The sequence below is a fragment of the Cyanobacterium sp. T60_A2020_053 genome (genome assembly GCA_015272165.1).
GTDB lineage: Bacteria > Cyanobacteriota > Cyanobacteriia > Cyanobacteriales > Cyanobacteriaceae > Cyanobacterium.
Genome location: JACYMF010000032.1, coordinates 1 through 16,018, shown reverse-complemented (window position 1 = coordinate 16,018; position 16,018 = coordinate 1). Strand labels below are relative to the sequence as shown.

Annotated in this window: 13 protein-coding genes and 2 pseudogenes; 7 read left to right on the top strand and 8 right to left on the bottom strand. The window is 36.4% G+C overall.

From position 1 onward, the window contains the following. Nucleotides 1-336: 336 nt before the first annotated feature. Genes IGQ45_05160 through pilM form a run of 4 tightly spaced genes read right to left on the bottom strand, consistent with a single transcriptional unit; the run spans nucleotide 337 to nucleotide 5,032 of the window. Complete coding sequence (locus tag IGQ45_05160) at nucleotides 337-2,241, bottom strand: type II and III secretion system protein (GenBank protein MBF2056610.1); 1,905 nt, start codon at nucleotides 2,239-2,241, stop codon at nucleotides 337-339. Nucleotides 2,242-2,300: 59 nt separating this feature from the next. Further along, on the bottom strand, nucleotides 2,301-3,062 hold the full coding sequence (locus IGQ45_05155; protein ID MBF2056609.1) for a type II and III secretion system protein: 762 nt from the start codon (nucleotides 3,060-3,062) through the stop codon (nucleotides 2,301-2,303). A gap of 18 nt (nucleotides 3,063-3,080) precedes the next feature. Then, nucleotides 3,081-3,917 (bottom strand): PilN domain-containing protein, encoded by an 837-nt coding sequence (locus IGQ45_05150; GenBank protein MBF2056608.1) that lies wholly within the window; start codon nucleotides 3,915-3,917, stop codon nucleotides 3,081-3,083. A gap of 2 nt (nucleotides 3,918-3,919) precedes the next feature. Beyond that, nucleotides 3,920-5,032: a type IV pilus assembly protein PilM gene (gene pilM / locus IGQ45_05145; GenBank protein MBF2056607.1), complete on the bottom strand. Its 1,113-nt coding sequence runs from the start codon at nucleotides 5,030-5,032 to the stop codon at nucleotides 3,920-3,922. Nucleotides 5,033-5,258: 226 nt separating this feature from the next. Between pilM and IGQ45_05140 the strand changes: the two genes are divergently transcribed. Beyond that, a complete protein-coding gene (locus IGQ45_05140; GenBank protein MBF2056606.1) occupies nucleotides 5,259-5,627 on the top strand; it encodes a hypothetical protein in 369 nt (122 codons plus the stop codon). A 112-nt stretch (nucleotides 5,628-5,739) separates the two neighbouring features. Here the strand turns inward: IGQ45_05140 and cbiQ are convergent, their stop codons facing one another. Together cbiQ and IGQ45_05130 are read right to left on the bottom strand one after the other, a co-directional pair. After that, nucleotides 5,740-6,504 (bottom strand): cobalt ECF transporter T component CbiQ, encoded by a 765-nt coding sequence (gene cbiQ / locus IGQ45_05135; GenBank protein MBF2056605.1) that lies wholly within the window; start codon nucleotides 6,502-6,504, stop codon nucleotides 5,740-5,742. Next, nucleotides 6,501-7,124: a serine acetyltransferase gene (locus IGQ45_05130; protein MBF2056604.1), complete on the bottom strand. Its 624-nt coding sequence runs from the start codon at nucleotides 7,122-7,124 to the stop codon at nucleotides 6,501-6,503. The genes cbiQ and IGQ45_05130 overlap by 4 nt, the downstream gene beginning before the upstream one ends. A 215-nt stretch (nucleotides 7,125-7,339) precedes the next feature. Here IGQ45_05130 and groL point away from each other — a divergent pair, with 215 nt between their 5' ends. Next, nucleotides 7,340-8,998, top strand: a complete 1,659-nt coding sequence (gene groL, locus IGQ45_05125) for a chaperonin GroEL (protein ID MBF2056603.1) — start codon at nucleotides 7,340-7,342, stop codon at nucleotides 8,996-8,998. Nucleotides 8,999-9,278: 280 nt separating this feature from the next. Here the strand turns inward: groL and IGQ45_05120 are convergent. Both IGQ45_05120 and IGQ45_05115 read right to left on the bottom strand, forming a co-directional pair. Continuing rightward, nucleotides 9,279-9,548 (bottom strand): annotated as a pseudogene (locus IGQ45_05120) (MFS transporter). A gap of 25 nt (nucleotides 9,549-9,573) precedes the next feature. After that, nucleotides 9,574-10,209 carry an L-threonylcarbamoyladenylate synthase gene (locus IGQ45_05115; GenBank protein ID MBF2056602.1) on the bottom strand — a complete coding sequence of 212 codons (636 nt, stop codon included), beginning with the start codon at nucleotides 10,207-10,209 and terminating at the stop codon, nucleotides 9,574-9,576. Between the two features lie 243 nt (nucleotides 10,210-10,452). Here IGQ45_05115 and IGQ45_05110 point away from each other — a divergent pair, with 243 nt between their 5' ends. The 5 genes and pseudogenes from IGQ45_05110 (at nucleotide 10,453) to IGQ45_05090 (ending at nucleotide 15,738) form a co-directional block, all read left to right on the top strand. Beyond that, nucleotides 10,453-10,785 (top strand): YtxH domain-containing protein, encoded by a 333-nt coding sequence (locus tag IGQ45_05110; protein ID MBF2056601.1) that lies wholly within the window; start codon nucleotides 10,453-10,455, stop codon nucleotides 10,783-10,785. A gap of 128 nt (nucleotides 10,786-10,913) precedes the next feature. Next, on the top strand, nucleotides 10,914-12,248 hold the full coding sequence (locus IGQ45_05105) for a cytochrome c biogenesis protein (protein ID MBF2056600.1): 1,335 nt from the start codon (nucleotides 10,914-10,916) through the stop codon (nucleotides 12,246-12,248). 144 nt (nucleotides 12,249-12,392) lie between these two features. Beyond that, a complete protein-coding gene (locus tag IGQ45_05100; protein MBF2056599.1) occupies nucleotides 12,393-13,922 on the top strand; it encodes a pentapeptide repeat-containing protein in 1,530 nt (509 codons plus the stop codon). Between the two features lie 57 nt (nucleotides 13,923-13,979). Next, the gene (locus IGQ45_05095) at nucleotides 13,980-15,494 is read left to right on the top strand and encodes a pentapeptide repeat-containing protein (protein ID MBF2056598.1); all 1,515 of its coding nucleotides are present in this window, start codon (nucleotides 13,980-13,982) and stop codon (nucleotides 15,492-15,494) included. A 166-nt stretch (nucleotides 15,495-15,660) separates the two neighbouring features. Then, nucleotides 15,661-15,738: pseudogene (locus IGQ45_05090) on the top strand (transposase). Nucleotides 15,739-16,018: the final 280 nt, after the last annotated feature.

Below are 16,018 nucleotides of genomic sequence, written 5' to 3'. Positions count from 1 at the left end.
GTGATTTTTAGAGAAAAAAGAGGAGTTGAGGGTGCTTTTTATGGGTTTTATTATGCTTGAAGCCTTGATTTAACAAGGGTTATAATTTATTTTTTATTGACTCGTAGGGGTTGAATATTATTCAACCCTTACACGGCTTCAGCCCTTAAAATAGCTATTATTGGAGATGTCTATTTAAAAACCATCTTAGTTCAATTTATTGAACGTAATATCATTGGTTTCGTGTAATTCATGACCTTGTTGCCGAAACATTTTGTTACAGAAAAGTTCACAAAATTAACAATTTGTGAAGAGGCTTGTGTTACATCATAAACCCCTTACCGATGATAATTTTGATTATTGTTGAGGAGTAGCTTCAAAGCCACTACCCGGAATATTAACTCCTTTTTCTTGTAAAAATTCTTGGGTTTGTCGAGAAGGATTGTAGTTATAACCAAAACCACTATTCGTCTCAGAATCATCTAAGATATTGGGAGTAACTAGAACGATTACCTCATTACGTTCATTGACATTATTAGTAAATCGGAATAAAGAACCTAAAAGGGGTAAATCTCCGAGAATAGGAACTTTGCTAACAGTAGCTCGATCCGTATCTTGAATAATACCGCTTAAAACAAGAGTTTGACCATCTCTTAAACGAATTAAGCCAGATTCTAAACTTCTTTCTTGAGTTAAAGTAATAAGACCTTCCGCCGTATTTTGAGAACCAGCAATCCCTGAAATAATCGGACGTAAATTAACAGTAACAAAACCATTGTCATCAATTTTGTTTACATCCAGATCAAGGGTAATCCCTGCATCTTTAATAATTGGTTCTCTGGTAATAGTAGTAACACCATCTACGGTTTCTTGTTGTTGCTGAAAACCTCCAAAAACTTCTTGAGTTAATTTGATTTGTGCCGTTTGTCCTTCTTGAACAATCAAAGTAGGATCGGTTAAGATTTTACCGTTACCTGTGGCAATGGTAGTTTGTATTCTAGCAGCAAAATCTCTGGTTAAATTAGCCCCTTGGGCGCCTGTCAAAAAATTCAAAAGTAAAGAACCTCCTGTTTGATCAATGGAGGTATTATCAACACCGAAAGAAAAATCAGCACCAAAACTTTTGTCATTACCCAAAGAAATATCTACAATTCTTACATTCACCGCCACTTGACGGCGGCGTAAATCTAATTGAGTTAGATAAGATACCCCTTGATCCACTAAACGCTGTGAACCCATAAGAATGATTGTATTATGAATGGGATCAGCATAAAGGTTTAAACCTTTCAATACAAAAATACCAATAGGATTTTGTGGTTCAGGTAACTGCAAAACAGATAATTCTGGAATTTCTGTCTCACCGACAGTTGTACCTCCTGTGAGGATTGTTCCAGAAGCACCCATGGTATTTAAAAAGCGTGCAGCGTTAGCAACACTATATTGATTAAGGCGAATACTTTTACTAACAGTATTTTGTAGTGTCGGTGATAGATTAGCTCCGACGAAAATTGTATTGTTATTTAGAGATGCTTGTAAACGGTAAATTTTCAAAAGATTATTAAATGTCTCTTGAGCGCTAACATCTTCTAATTCCAATGTGATTGGTCGCTCTAGGGGAGATATGGCTCTTTCATTTAGCTGTACCTGAGAAGTCTCATTTTGTCTTCCTACGGCATTAGTAGATACGTTAACATTACCGTCTAAATCACCTTGAGCATTTTGGCTAACTCTGTTGCCATTAGTTGTCACATTAACATTTCTTTGCGCGTCAGCCGTAACACCCAACTGAGCATTTCTGGCTTTATCTTCTTGTCTATTCTCTGTTACTTCTCTGGCTGTGCCGGTAACAACGCCGTAGTCAAATAGTATATTCAAGTTTCCCGCACGAGCCAAGATTGCCATTACTTCATCTAATCTCTTGTTGAGGAGAAGTATTCTATCAATTCGCACGTCATTGGGAAAAATTATATCTTGATTATTTCCTTGTCGATTAGATACCGCCATATCTCCCACAGGAGGGGCAACTGGACGACGAAAATTAGGAGGTACGGGAATATTTGGAACGGGTTTACCATCAATAGACATTTCAGGATTAGGCACTAATACATCAGCATTTTGTGCCAAAATGAGCTTATCCAAACCTTGAGGAGAGATACCAACTTTTAACTGTTCTTCCGAAGCAACAACCCCTGACTGTAATCCTAACAATAATAAACTTGTACTACTTAATAATCTGATTTGTTGACGAGAAAATAAACTCATGATTTTGAACTCCTACACACGATTGATAATTGAAAATGAATAGTAAAAAAATAATAAAATTATTGTGGTGGTGCTTCTTCCGCCGGAGGCGCTTCCGCCGGAGCTTCGGCTGGTGGGGGAGGGGCGCTGGCATTAGCAAACACCGCCGCCACAGTAACGGTACTACTTAAAGTTGGTTCACCGACAGGAATCACCTCTTGATTTTCCACTAGATAAACTTGGGGAGTGGTGACACTGAGATTAAAGTTTTGTACCACCATCAGAGGTTGTATTCGTTCCAAATCCTGTAAAAATAACTGTAACTCTCGAAAACTCCCCTCAAGATTAAAATTAAAAGTTTGCACTAATAGACTATCACTAGCGCCCCCAAAACTAGGATCAGCCGTTGTTTTGTCAGGAGAAGGAGTATAGGTACTCATTTTCACATCAGCAAAATTAGCAAAACTATTCAAATCAATCAAAAAAGTTTCTAAACTAGCATCTTGAGCAAATAACTTCTCCACTTCCGTTTTCATAGTTTGCGCCCTTTCTAATTCCTGTTGTTTAACGGGAATTTGCGCTCCAAATTGACTACTCTTAAGTTGAGCTAATTGAGCTTCTCTTTCCTCTTTGGTAGTTTGTAATTCAGAAATTTGGGTCTGCACGGGTAATAATTGACTCCAAGCCAAATAACCAGCAATTAGCGCCCCTACAGCCCCAATGGTGATACCAATTACTTGCGGAGTAAAGGAGACACCAAAGGCAGTAGGATAGTCTGACTCAACACCAAAACTCTCCGCTTCGTTGCCAAAATCTTCCGTTGTCGTAAAAGATGTGGTCATAATGATTGATCCTCCATATTATTCTGTGGGTTGTGCTTCTTGGGTAATCGGTTCTAGGTCCAGCGCCCCTAACCGATTCAAAGCATTAATGCGACTTACCAAACCAATGGCCCCTCTTTCTGCTAATAAGTTAACCACTTCCGTAGAAGGCACGGGCGCTAACTCCGTGGTAATGTTAAAAGTCGCCCCTTCGTTGAGAGTAACATTGATTGATTCATCCACCGGTGCAGTATCAGCCACGGTGGAGGGCGCTGGTTCACCCTCTGCCGTGGGAATTTCCGCACGAGAGCGAATCACATTAGCTGGATTAGCTCCTAAACTGGTGGAAGTTAATCTGGTGGCTTCAGCATTTAATAACGGGGAACTTTTTAAGGTTAAAACAAAATCATTGACATCATCATAAGAATTAGCAAAACCAGAAATGGTTAACCCCGTAGCGCCCGACTGAGTCAGAGACTGAATTTGCACATTGGCAGGAGTTACCGCCGCAATTTCCTCCAATAAAGCTGACCAAGGTTTAATATTATCAAAAACGCTCACCAAACTATTAATTTGTTGATTAACCCCTTGAATCTGCTGTTCAATTTCAGTAATGCGTGTATTTTGCCCCTGTAGCTGTTGAATTTCTGTGTCCAACTGAGCAATTTCAGCTTCCCAACCAGTTTTTTGGTTGTTCAACAACACCAAACCACCACCCACCATAGCAATGAAAGCCACGGCTACCCCAGAACCGATCAATAAAGGTACTCTCTCACTAAAGGGAGTTTCTTTTTTCTTAAAACTAGCAGTTTTAGTAGTTTGAGTTTGTCCGTCTAGTTTACGATCCTTAAGAAAGTTAACATCAATATTGTACATAACTAGCTCATCCTCATACCTAAACCAAGTACAGTTCCGAGTCCAGCCCGTTCCATACCCGTTAAATCATCTTTCATTGTAATGCCCAATGAGGCAACGGGATCAATTTGTGTGGCAGGAAGACTTAATTTTTTGGTAAAAAATTCGTCGATTTGTGCCAAGCCCGATCCCGGTCCAGCTAAGAGTATTTGTACTACTTCCTTATCACCACTTTGATTAAGATAAAAATTAACCGAGCGGCGCAACTCATCCACTAATTCCCCTAAAACCCTTAATAATGAATCCATACCCGGATTAATCCAAGTTTGACTGCTGGTGGTGCTACTGGAAGTTTGATCTGGATTGTTAGGGATGGTAATTTCCTGTAAAATTTCCGTATTTTTCGAGGTGGGTAAATTCATGGCTTGGGCTAAAGCCGTTTGCATCTGGTAAGTACCAATGGGAATAGTACGAGAAAATTGCGGTACACCTTCCACGATAATAGCAATTTCGGTACTATCAAATTCAATATCCACCAATACCACTGCTTCAGATTCGGTAAACTGTTTCAATTGTTCTTTAATGGTACGAATTAAAGCAAAACTATTAATTTCCAAGATATTAACGGTTAAACCAGCTTGTTGAAAAGTTTCGAGGTAAGTATCAGTGTTTTCTCGGCGAGTTGCCACTAATAAAACTTGCACCTTTTCGATACCATCCTCATCCACAAAATAGCCCAATTTTTGATAGTCTAAATCTACTTCTTCTCTGGGGTAGGGAAGATATAAGGCGGCTTCATGGTTTAAAACCATATCTTGCAATTCCAAATCATTTAACTCCGCAGGAATAGGTAAAATCCTGATAATGGCTTCACGCATCGGCACTGCGGTTGCCACTTGTTTTGGTTTAATTTTAGCTTCTTTTAATAGTTGATCGATTAATTCTGCTAAGGCAGTGGAATCAGTGATTTGTCCTTCTTCAAAGATACCCTCTGGTACTTCTAAAGATTGATATTTTATTAATTTATATTGCGTTCCTTTTTTGCTTAATTGGGCTAAAGAAATTCGGTCAGGATTAATTTCAATCCCCACACCTTTACTTTGCCCCCCCAGTATATTACTTAGAAAATCAAACATAATTAATGTTTCCTTTTGCGTATTATTACGGATGAGAGGATTATTTTTTACAAACTCATTTTATCCTAAGTTTTTAATAATTAAATTTATTTTTTTCTTTTTAGGAATCAAGGGGTTTAAACCCTTTGTTGAGAATTAAGAAATAATGTTGGTTAAATGAATCTTACGTCAAATACGATAGGATGAATACAAATAACCTATTAACATTGTTGATGGTAATAATCTGATGACACAAACCACCATAGAAATGAGTCTAGTTGATGTCCTCAATAAGTTAGACAGCAAAATTGATAAGCTGGATGGGAAAATTGATAAGCTAGACCAAAAAATTGCCAATTTGGATGCCAAACTAACTGACACCAAAATTGATGTGGAGAAATTAAAAACTGAAAATCAACAAATTCTCAAACGTTTTGACAGTGTAGATAAACGTTTTGATAGTGTAGATAAACGTTTTGATAGTGTAGATAAACGTTTTGATGAGGTAAATAGTCGTTTAAATACTTTGACTATCGGTTTTTTGGGTGTGGTGGGAGTGTTGGTAACGGGTTTGCTTACTTTTATCGGTAAATTTGTTTTTTTTACTAATCCTTAATAAGGGTATCAGGTATCAGGTATCAGGTATTAGGTTAAATTCAAAACGAGGATAGTAAAACCTCATAATTGTCAATTATCCATTGTCCATTGTCAATTTATAAACCGATTATTTATAGCCATTGTAAAACCATGAGAAGGGCGCTAATTGTCACCATTACGCCACAATTAAACCAGTGTTGATAATTAATTTCTTCTTTTATCGGTTTTTTATCAGGGGAATCATATCCATAGCCTCTTAATATCATGGCTTGATATACTAATTTTGATTGGTCATAACTTCTAATCAATAAACTACTAATTAAATTGGCAATAATTTGTAAGTTACGCAGGGTTAATTTTTGTCCGTTAAATCCTTTTAATTTCAGCGCCCTTCGCATCATCAATAAGCGGTTGCTGATTTCTTCTAAATAACGATAAGTTAATAACATCATATCGTTAAGAATGGGAGATAATCCTAATGATTTCAAAGTTTTTAAGGTAACGAGGAAGGGCGCTGTGCCGAATAAAACTAAAGAAATAGTCAGAATACAAACGAAACGAGTAACTATTAAAATAACTGTTAATATTCCTTCTGATTTAATACTTAAAAAGCCCCAAGAAAAAATGACAGTTTCACCAGCAAAAAAAGGTAAAACTAATATTACTCCGAAGATAAAAATACCCGGATACTTGAGACGAGATAATAAAAAAGTTAAAGGTAATTTAGAAATATAAAAAAGAAGAAAGGTAATAATAATTACCAAGGGTAATAAACTTAGCTTTTGCACAAAAGCAAAACTAAAAATAAGACTAAAAAAAGCAATAAACTTTGACTTTCCTTGCCATCGATGCAGAGGAGAGTCTAAATGGGCATATTGATCTAATAATAATTTCATGCTAATTTTTCATTAACTTTCTCACCATTCCTTTTGATGATGTGCGCTGGAATACCAACTACAACACAGTTATCAGGGACATTTTTTGTAACCACTGCATTAGCGCCCACCACCACATTATCACCAATGGTAATATTACCTAAGACTTTTGCCCCAGCAGTAATACGAACATTATTGCCGATTTTTGGTCTTCCTGTTTTATCTTTGTAACCGATAGTAACTTGCTGATTAATCCAACAATTTTCGCCCAAATCAGCCATAATAATGGTGCTGAAACCATGCTGAATAAATAAACCTCCACCAATATCACAGGAATTATCTAAAAAAAAGTAATTAAAAGGGCGATAAAAGATTTTTAATATATACATGAAAATTTTACCTTGTAAATTGCCTTTTAACAACCTAAAATAATAGAGATTACGAAACTCAGGAGCTTGATATGATAGACTAAGTAAATTAATTAAATCACTGTTTTTTGAAGAAATATTTAAACACTTTATCCACCTATTTATATCTTGAGTAATAAGAGATTTTTCTGAAGTAAAATAAAAACTAATTCCTAATGGTAAATAGAATAATAATATTATTATTTCTCTAGTTTTTTTAGCAAATTCTTTCATTATCTACGCTAGTTTATGTTAGGCTAACTTTAACATATAACTATAACAGTCCTTCATAATTTGTAGTGTGCTTATCTAGACTACCATTGAAATTACTGACTCTTCAAATTAAGATTAGCTCAAAAAAGGTACTGATAACCGTATTAGCACTCAGCGCCCATGAGTGCTAAATTTATGTATGGAGAAAAAATAGAGTTTCAATAAAATAAATAGTTATGGCTAAAATTGTATCTTTTAAAGATGAATCTCGTCGCGCCTTAGAAGAAGGGGTAAACGCCCTCGCTAATGCGGTAAAAGTAACCTTAGGTCCTAAGGGTAGAAATGTACTATTAGGTAAAAAATATGGAGCGCCCGAAATCGTTAAAGATGGCGTCTCTGTTGCTAAAGAAATTGAGTTGGAAAACCCCTCACAAAACGCTGGGGCAAGATTAGTTAGGGAAGTGGCATCCAAAACTAAAGATATTGCTGGAGATGGCACCACTACCGCTACGGTTATCGCCCAAGCGATGATTAAAGAAGGTTTAAAAAACGTTACTGCCGGTGCTAATCCTGTGGCTTTACGTCGTGGCATCGAGAAAGCTATCAATTTAGTAGTAAAAGAAATTGAAGCCATAGCTAAACCTGTGGAAGGAGATGTTATCTCTCAGGTGGCTACGGTTTCTGCTGGTAATGATGAGGAAATCGGTCGAATGATTGCCGATGCTATGGATAAAGTTACCAAAGATGGCGTTATCACGGTGGAAGAATCCAAGTCTTTAGCCACTGAATTAGAAGTGGTGGAAGGAATGCAAATTGATCGGGGTTATCTTTCTCCCTATTTTGTCACGGATCAAGAAAAACAAATTGTTGATTTTGAAAACTGTTTTGTTTTAGTCACTGATAAAAAAATTAGCTCTATTGCTGATTTAGTGCCTGTATTAGAAAATGTAGCGCGCTCCAGCGCCCCTCTCCTCATCATCGCCGAAGACATTGACGGCGAAGCCTTGGCAACTCTTGTGGTTAACAAAGCTAGGGGAGTTTTAAATGTGGCTGCCATTAAAGCACCTAGTTTTGGTGATCGCCGTAAGGCTATGTTAGAAGATATTGCTATCTTAACGGGTGGTCGGGTGATTTCTGAGGACATCGGTTTGAGTTTAGACACCGTTACCCTCGATATGTTGGGTAAAGCTCGCCGTGTCACCATCGAGAAAGATAATACCACCATGGTGGCAGATGGTAGCAGTAAAGGTGATGTGGATAAGCGTGTGGCTCAAATCCGTAAACAATTAGCGGAAACTGATTCGGAATATGATATGGAAAAATTACAAGAGCGCATCGCTAAATTAGCTGGTGGTGTAGCTGTAATTAAAGTGGGCGCTGCTACGGAAACGGAGTTAAAAGAGCGTAAATTACGCATTCAAGATGCCCTCAACGCTACTAAAGCGGCAGTTGAAGAAGGTATTATCCCCGGTGGTGGTGCTACTTTAGTTCATTTAATGGCAAAAGTTGAGGAATTTAAGAAGACTTTAACCATTGATGAAGAAAAGACGGGCGCTGAAATTGTTATTAAAGCCTTAGCTGCACCTTTACACCAAATCGCCACTAATGCTGGGGTGGAGGGCGCTGTGGTAGTTGAGAAAGTCAGAGAATCAGCTCCTAATATCGGTTACAATGCCTTAACTGGAGTCTATGAAGACTTATTACAAGCTGGAATTGTTGACCCCGCTAAAGTAGTACGTTCGTCCTTGCAAAATGCTAGTTCTATTGCTGGAATGATTTTAACCACTGAAGCGTTAGTAGTGGAAAAACCAGCGCCCGAAGCCCCTATGCCTGACATGGGTGGTGGCATGGGTATGCCCGGTATGGGTGGCATGGGTATGCCCGGTATGATGTAATTTCTTGTTAGTTACCCTTATCCTAACCCTTCTCCTACGGGAGAGGGTTTTTTTGTCGTGGGAAACAAGTAGTTTAGTTTGGTAAAGAAAAAAGTATTATCCGTTATCTGTCACGTTTGGATCAAGTTCCTTGATCGGACAAAGTTTCATATATGTGTAAATACCCATAATTCATATTACTTAAAAAGTCTCGCAATGATTTGTTAATCAAAGTAAGTTCTGTGATTTAAAAATGGTAAATATTTTCAAAGAATGACAAAAGAGGAATAACCATTTTATATTACTTTCGGCTAGGTATTTCTTGCCAAAATAAAGGCATGGCAATTAATCCAAATAAAAGTTGTAAAATACCAAAAATTCCCAAAGACCAAGCAAAACCAAAATTTAATAATTCTCCAAATATTAAACTACCTACTCCAAACCCAGTAAAAAGAACAAATACTTTCAAACCAATGGTTTGTCCTAAATTATTATCATCTCCCAAATCAGTGACAATACCAACAAATAAGGGTTGAGTTAAATCATAGCCCAAAGATAATACTAAAATAGATTAGGAATTGGACATGGACAAAAAACTATTTACGCAAATGAGAAGGCAATTCAATATGGGGAAGGATTAAGCGTAATTCATCATAAGAAATTAGACCAAAATTCATAATTGTAGGTAAAGGTAAGTGACAGTCAATTAAAGTAGTTCTAATGCGTTCTTTTGAATCGCCACCATCAATAATTAGAGCTACATTATTGCCGAAGAATTGCTCAGTAACTTTGGCATTATTAGCTCTAAAATCGCCACCAAAACTAGCTGTTCCTGCAACGATAGGGAAGGAACATTTTTCCACTAGCCTGTAGGTAAAGTTATCAGGGCAAGAAACAAAAATAGTATTATGTCCTGCTGTGACAATCTCAGAAAGATTATTGCGATGAGGAACAATAAGACTAATAGGTAGCGGAAATTGATTAGCTAAGATTTGAGCATTATTATCTAGTTGAGCATATTCAGGTAGTTTTTTCTGATTAGATAGCAACGTCAGAGGTTTACGAGGATTCCATCTTTTAAGTTTATGAATTTTCTCACAAGCATCAGAATTTAATCCATTGGCTAGAAGAATATAAACCATATCAGTATGCAAAGCTACTATTTCACCGTCATGAAGGTCACTAATGATTTTGGGAATAATGTCAATAGACTTAATCTGAATTTCACTCATGGTATAACTAATAAATATTTCTGTAACAAATTATACATTATGCAAGAATAGCATTATGCGATAAAAGCAATATTTTAATTCTTAAGTCACATAAAATATTTTTGGGTAAAAAGAATATATCTAAAGTATCTTTTTCGATCTACTGACTTTGAATTTTTGTTAAACTGTTGGCATTAGTCGGTAAAAATTATTTAACCCTATTTTTCACCTTCACCGATCAAATAATCTGCAACTGAGTTACTTATGAGTGATAAAAATAATCGCAATCTGGCTTTTTGGGGCGGTTTACTATTGGGGGGAAGTGCAGGGGCGCTCGTGGCTTTATTAACCGCACCAAGATCAGGCAAGGAAACCCGTCAGATTTTGCAAAAAACCGCCGATGCTTTACCCGATATGGCGGAAGATATTTCTACCACTGTAAAAATTAACAGTAGTCGTTTGTCAGCTTCTACCGTCAGTAATTGGGAAAATACTTTACTGAGGTTACGTCAAGCTATTGCTTCTGGTATTGAAGCTAGTGAAGAAGAAATTAAGTCTGTCACTGATACAGATAAAACAGACAAAACTATAGAGTAAGTTAAAAGGTCAAGGGGTAAAGGGTAAAGGAAATTTAAAGATGGCTTGGATTACCATTAAATTTTTTCACGTCTTAAAAGACAAAATCTTAAACGTTTTATTATTCGATAATTGATTACTAAATATCTATGAGTATTTCATCATCAAACATTAATCAAAGTTCAAATTTTTATAAAGTTATTCGTAAAAGTATTTCTTTAATCGCTGATTTACGTTTAGCAATTATTCTCTTATTAGTAATCGCTGTTTTTAGTATTAGTGGTACAGTTATTGAGCAAAATCAAAGCCTTAATTATTATCAACAAAACTATCCTGAAAATCCAGCTTTATTTGGCTTTTTAACTTGGCAAGTTCTAGTAAAAGTAGGCTTAAATCATGTTTATACTACTTGGTGGTATTTGGCAATTTTGGTTCTATTTGGAAGTAGTTTAATTACTTGTACGTTTAAACGTCAGTTACCTGCTCTAAAAAGTGCTCAAAATTGGAAATATTATCAAAAATCACAAGAATTTAATAAACTGGCTTTTAGTGCTGAGTTAACGATTAATTATCCAGAAAAAATCAAAGATATTCTATCAGCAAAAGGTTATAAAGTTCATGAAGAAAATAATTATTTATATGCTCAAAAAGGTTTAGTGGGTAAAATAGGACCTATTATTGTTCATATTGGAATGATAGTTATTTTGTTAGGTGCAATTTGGGGTGCTTTTACTGGTTTTTTTGCTCAAGAAATGATCGATGCAGGAGATACTTTTAAGATTAGTAATTTCATTGAAGCTGGAAGGTTGACTGATTTACAAAAACCGCAAAGATTTACGGTGAAAGTTAATGATTTTTGGATTGATTATAGTGCAACGGGCGCTGTTGATCAGTTTTATTCTGATTTATCGATTATTGGTCAAAATGGAGAAGAATTGAAAAGAGAAACTATTTTTGTTAATCAACCTTTGCGTTACGGTGGAGTGACATTTTATCAAACTGACTGGAATATTTCCGCCGTAAAAGTACAATTAAATAATAGTCCAATTTTTCAATTACCTATGGCAGAATTACCCATTGCAGGAAAAGGGAAAATATGGGGAACTTGGATACCCACAAAACCAGATATGAGTGAAGGAGTTTCCCTCGTGACAAAAGACTTACAAGGTACAATGTTTGTCTATGATATGGAAGGCAAATTAATCAGCGCCCTCCGCCCTAATATGCCTGTGGTGGTGAATGGTATTAATCTAAAAGTATTAGATTTGGTAGGTGCTACGGGATTGCAAATCAAATCAGACCCGGGTGTACCCATAGTATATCTTGGTTTTGCGTTGTTGATGATCGGTGTCATGATGAGTTATGTTTCCTTTTCCCAAGTGTGGCTACTGGAAGAAGATAAGTCAACTTATTTCGGTGGTAAAACTAATCGGGCGCTGGTTACTTTTGAAAGAGAAATGTTAGAAATTATTGAGCAAATATAACTTTTTTGGTTGGGGTGGAGGGCGCCCTTCACCATCATTATTGATTTAGTATAGAAAAATCACATCGACTGGGAAAATTTGAGATAAACTAAAAATACGTTTTGATTAATACTGACGGTTAATCTCCAAGAGAAAGTAGAGTGAATGAGCATTATCTATTGCCTAAATCCCCATTGTGAAAATCCACAAAATGACACTAAAACCAAAAAGTGTCGTAGCTGTGGTTCAAATCTGATTCTCCATAAACGTTATGTAGCCATAAAAAAAATTGGTCGAGGTGGATTTGGTACAACTTATTTGGCAGTGGATATGGCTCAAAAAAATAAGTATTGTGTGGTAAAACAACTTGAACCAGCGACCACTAATCCTGATTCCTATAAAACAGCATTAGATTTGTTTAGCCGAGAGGCAAAAACTATGGCGAAGCTGGAGCATACTCAAATTCCTCGTCTCTTGAATTATTTTGAAGAAAGAGAACAGTTTTACTTGATTCAAGATTTTATTTTAGGAAAAGACTTAGAGAAAGAAGTTAAAAAAGGTGGTACTTATCAGGAATCTTCTGCTAAAAGTTTTTTAAGAAGTTTATTGCCTGTATTAAAATATATTCACTCCCAAAAAGTAATTCATCGTGATATTAAACCGGGGAATATCTTAAAAGAAAAAGAAACGAAAAAATTATATTTAATCGATTTTGGGGCAGTTAAAGAACAGGTTAACACTCAGTTGATGAACGCTAGTCCCCAAAGTGCTTTTACCAAAATTTCCGTTGGGACAATGGGTTTCGCCCCACCAGAGCAGTTGGCAATGCGCCCTGTCTATTCCAGTGATATTTATGCCTTAGCCGCTACTTGTATCTATCTTTTGACGGGTAAAGCTCCCAAGGATATGTGCGATAACAGTACGGGTGAACTACAATGGGAAAAATATACAGCAGTAACACCTAATTTTGCCAAAGTCTTAAATAAGATGTTGGAACTGGACGTACGTAAACGTTTTGCTTCAGCAGATGAAGTAATACAGGCTCTGGAATTAGTACCTTATGAGCAAGAGTTGGCAGGGGGAATGGTTAATTTAAGTGCCACTAAGGATATTATCGGTCATGATGACGAAGATTCTTCAGCAGATTTAACAGTCTCTGGCTTGACTTCGCAGAATTTAGCAGATGCTATTCGCAAGAGAAGAGAAAAGGCAAATAATCCTCAAAAATCTAATCCTAGTGTACCTGTTATGACCACTCCGAAGATGCAATTAACCCCTGATTTGATTTATCAGGAATATGGGCGCGGAAATCGTAATTTTAGTCAACAGGTATTGAGTGGTTTTGATTTGGAAGGTTTAAAATTAACGGGTGCTAGTTTTTCTCAGAGTAAGTTAATTGGGGTTAATTTGGAGAAAGCTAATTTATATCGTACTAATTTTGTGGGAGCTAATTTAGCTCAGGCTAATTTGAAAGAGGCTATTTTAAAACGGGCGGAGTTATATAAGGCTAATTTGAAAAATGCTGATTTGACTGGTGCTGATTTACAAAAAGCTAATTTAGAAGAAGCTAGTTTAAAGGATGCTAATTTATGTGGAGCGAATTTGACGGGCGCTAAGGTGAATGAGGAACAACTGAAGTTAGCTAAGACTAATTGGCGCACTTTATTTCCTGATGGTAAGAGGAAGTGGTGGTAATTTTAATTATTTTTTAAATTTTATTCATTTATGGTTAAAGATTAATTTTGCAAAAACATGATTATTAGTTATTGTGTCAATCCCAGTTGTCCTAATCCCAAAAACCACCCTAAGTTAAAAAAGTGTTATGCCTGTGGTTCTAGTTTAATTTTAAATAAGCGTTATCGAGTAATTAAAACATTAGGTAAGGGGGGATTTGGGGCGACTTTTGTGGGAGTTGATTTGACCTTAGTTGGTAATCCTCTTTGTGTAGTGAAGCAGTTACGCCCAGCGACGGATGATCCTCAAGCATTCAAGATGGCTTTGAGTTTGTTTAGGCGAGAAGCCAAAACTCTCGATAAAATTAGTCATCCACAAATTCCTAAATTGATGAATTATTTTGTCCATGAAAATGAATTTTATTTAATTCAAGAGTTAATTAATGGGCGAAATTTACAGAAGGAAATCAAGCAGGAAGGCGTTTACGGAGAGTTGGCGGTTAAGCGTTTCTTAGTGGAGATGACTCCGGTTATCCAATATATTCACTCGCAAAAGGTGATCCATCGTGATCTGAAACCTGCTAATATTTTGCGTCAAAAAAAGGATGCTAAATTAATTTTGATTGATTTTGGGGCGGTGAAAGATCAGGTTAATACGCAATTGGCTCAAACCTATGGGCAGACTGCTTTAACTAAGTTTGCGGTGGGTACAATGGGTTATGCACCTCCTGAACAAATGGCGATGCGTCCCATTTTTTCTAGTGATATTTATGCTTTGGGTGCGACTTGTATTTATTTGTTAACGGGAAAGTCGCCGAAAAATTTTGACCGTGATCCCGATTCAGGGGCATTAATCTGGCAAAATGAGGTCACGGTTAGCCCCGGTTTAAAGAAAATTTTGACGAAAATGCTTGAGCCTGATGTGCGCGAACGTTTTAAGACTGCTGATGAGTTGTGGACAGCTTTAGATGTGACCTCTTTTGAGCAGAGTATGAGTGTTAGTGCTTCTACTAAGGGCTTTGTGGGGGTGGAAGGCGATGATTTGACGGTGTCGGATGGTTCTAGTTTGACGGGCGCTTCTTCGGCAACGGAGCAGTTAAGACGGGCAATTACAAACCGCCGTAGTCAGAATGCGGTTAAGAGGAATGTGACAATAAAGTGGGATCAGGATACTTTTACTTCTGCTTATCATAATGGGAAGAAGGATTTTAGTGATCAGGAGCTTAGTAATCTTAATTTTAGTGGCTTAAAGTTAGGTCGTTTTGTTTTTCGTAATGCTCAGTTGGAAGATATTGTTTGTGTGGAAAGCAATTTTTCTCAGGCTAATTTTTATAACGCTAGTTTGAAGGGCGCTGATTTTACTAATGCTAATTTATTTCAGACTTATTTAGCTAAAGCTAATTTGGAGGGCGCTGATTTTCGGGGGGCAAACCTAGCCAGTGCTGATTTTACTAATGCTAATCTTAAGGATGCCAATTTTTGTGGTGCTAATCTGAAGAATGCTAAAGTCAATCAAAGTCAGCTTAAAGAGGCAAAGATTAATTGGGGTACGACTTTTCCTGATGGAAATAGGCGCTGGTGGAAGGTTTTTTAAAACTAATTTCTTTTCTAAGAATTAACAAATTCAAGATTCAATAAGAAATGGTGTTGTAAAAGAATTTATTTTATTTTTGGCAGTATTGTCAAACTGATTTAAAGAGTTTAACGGTATTTCAACAAAAACTAAGCCCAAATAGCGTTTTTCATAGTTAAGCTGAGCAATTGAAAGGTCAAATGCTTGGATGAAAAGATGTAAGAATTTGGTCAAGAATTTTGAAAGAATATTATCTAATCCATAGCGATTAGGAATTATTTATAAAAAATAAATAAAATATCCAAAAATTGTAACTCTCAAAACAAAATATGGTAAAAGCATAATACTTTACCAAAAAAAATAGGTCAAAAGCCTCTTATTTCAAAAGGAAAATAGAAAAAACTATTTTGTTATTCAATTCTATTGATTCATTAAGAGAATAAACTTGCTACCTTCTACTTGATCTGCTGGTATTGATCGTCAATGTTAAAACCCACCTTCCGCATACTTCAAAAAAAAGCAAAAATATTACAATGAATAAGAGT

Bases quoted from the DNA above. Each gene is read 5' to 3' on its own strand.
- IGQ45_05155 (MBF2056609.1), bottom strand. From the start codon at position 3,062: ATGACCACATCTTTTACGACAACGGAAGATTTTGGCAACGAAGCGGAG.
- IGQ45_05160 (MBF2056610.1), bottom strand. From the start codon at position 2,241: ATGAGTTTATTTTCTCGTCAACAAATCAGATTATTAAGTAGTACAAGT.
- IGQ45_05140 (MBF2056606.1), top strand. From the start codon at position 5,259: ATGACACAAACCACCATAGAAATGAGTCTAGTTGATGTCCTCAATAAG.
- IGQ45_05100 (MBF2056599.1), top strand. From the start codon at position 12,393: ATGAGCATTATCTATTGCCTAAATCCCCATTGTGAAAATCCACAAAAT.
- IGQ45_05095 (MBF2056598.1), top strand. From the start codon at position 13,980: ATGATTATTAGTTATTGTGTCAATCCCAGTTGTCCTAATCCCAAAAAC.
- IGQ45_05150 (MBF2056608.1), bottom strand. From the start codon at position 3,917: ATGTACAATATTGATGTTAACTTTCTTAAGGATCGTAAACTAGACGGA.
- groL (MBF2056603.1), top strand. From the start codon at position 7,340: ATGGCTAAAATTGTATCTTTTAAAGATGAATCTCGTCGCGCCTTAGAA.
- IGQ45_05130 (MBF2056604.1), bottom strand. From the start codon at position 7,124: ATGAAAGAATTTGCTAAAAAAACTAGAGAAATAATAATATTATTATTC.
- IGQ45_05105 (MBF2056600.1), top strand. From the start codon at position 10,914: ATGAGTATTTCATCATCAAACATTAATCAAAGTTCAAATTTTTATAAA.
- cbiQ (MBF2056605.1), bottom strand. From the start codon at position 6,504: ATGAAATTATTATTAGATCAATATGCCCATTTAGACTCTCCTCTGCAT.
- IGQ45_05110 (MBF2056601.1), top strand. From the start codon at position 10,453: ATGAGTGATAAAAATAATCGCAATCTGGCTTTTTGGGGCGGTTTACTA.
- pilM (MBF2056607.1), bottom strand. From the start codon at position 5,032: ATGTTTGATTTTCTAAGTAATATACTGGGGGGGCAAAGTAAAGGTGTG.
- IGQ45_05115 (MBF2056602.1), bottom strand. From the start codon at position 10,209: ATGAGTGAAATTCAGATTAAGTCTATTGACATTATTCCCAAAATCATT.